The 658-nt window shown below is 48.0% G+C and carries 1 protein-coding gene; it reads right to left on the bottom strand.

The features are described from left to right. Positions 1-658: calcium-binding protein (locus QUB04_RS32420; protein ID WP_333290755.1), on the bottom strand; the 658-nt coding region annotated here is incomplete at both ends.

Raw genomic sequence — 658 nt, forward strand, 5'->3', positions numbered from 1 at the left:
CCTTGAGCTGCAAGTTCAGTGACGATATCTCCGGCATTATCCACAATGTAGATATCGTTACCCAATCCGCCTCTAAGTTGGTCGGCTCCGCTAAGGCCATTGAGCGTATTATTGGCGGTGTTGCCGGTGATGACGTTGGCTAGAGTATTTCCGGTGCCGTTAATCAGTGCGCTGCCTGTTAAAGTCAGGTTTTCAACATTTGGACGTAAGGTGTGGGTGATGCCAGATTCCACTAAATCGGTTCCTTGAGCTGGAAGTTCAGTGACGACATCCCCTACATTATCCACAACGAAAATATCGTTACCCAATCCCCCTCTAAGTTGGTCGAGTCCGAGTCCTCCGTCTAAACGATCGTTATCGTCGCCACCATCTATGGTGTCGTTGCTGGCCAATCCATTGATGGTGTCGTTGCCGGCCAATCCATTGATGGTATCTGGATTGGGAGTTCCCGTTAAGTTATCAGGGCCAGGAGTGCCATTTATATTGGCGGGTGCAATATTAAGTTGAATCGAACCTGTATTAGAAATCCAACCATCAACAGCAATTTGATAGGTTGTCCCGGCTGTAGCATTCAGGCTAATCAGGCTAGTGTTATTCCCTCCCCCCTGATCATCGAAGTCAATCAGAGTGAGGTTATCAACCGCAGAACCAGTGAAAA

The sequence above is a fragment of the Microcoleus sp. D2_18a_B4 genome (genome assembly GCF_036702475.1).
Lineage (GTDB): Bacteria > Cyanobacteriota > Cyanobacteriia > Cyanobacteriales > Microcoleaceae > Microcoleus.